Origin of the sequence: Psychrobacter sp. I-STPA6b, assembly GCF_020662265.1 — a bacterium.
Classification (GTDB): Bacteria; Pseudomonadota; Gammaproteobacteria; order Pseudomonadales; family Moraxellaceae; genus Psychrobacter.
Genome location: NZ_VEWM01000130.1, coordinates 1 through 450, shown reverse-complemented (window position 1 = coordinate 450; position 450 = coordinate 1). Strand labels below are relative to the sequence as shown.

Genomic DNA, 450 nt, shown 5'->3' with positions numbered 1-450 from the left:
CAGTTGAACCCACAAATTTAAATCCGCGTTTCTTTAAATCTCTACTTATTTCGTCAGAAAGTAATGTTGTTGCTGGAACTTCTTTCATCGATTTTCTGTTGTTTTGTATGGGTTTTCCATCGGTGAAATTCCAAATGTATTTCGAAAAGCTTCCAAATTCTTCTTGCACTTCCATAAAAGCAATTGCGTTGGAAATGGTGCCTCGTACTTTCAATTTGTTTCTGATAATTCCTGCATCTAGTAGCAATTCCTGAACTTTCTCTTCATCATATTTTGCTATTTTCTGGTAATCAAAATTGTCAAAAGCAGCTCTAAAATTTTCTCTTTTTTTCAAGATTGTGTACCAACTTAAACCAGCCTGAAATGTTTCTAGAATTAAAAATTCAAATAATTTATCATCGTCATAAACAGGTTTTCCCCATTCTTCGTCGTGGTATTTTCTGTATAAAT

Annotated in this window: 1 protein-coding gene; it reads right to left on the bottom strand. The window is 32.9% G+C overall.

The features are described from left to right. On the bottom strand, positions 1 to 450 hold a 450-nt coding region (locus FHK88_RS13700), incomplete at both ends, for a DNA-3-methyladenine glycosylase I (protein WP_227431282.1).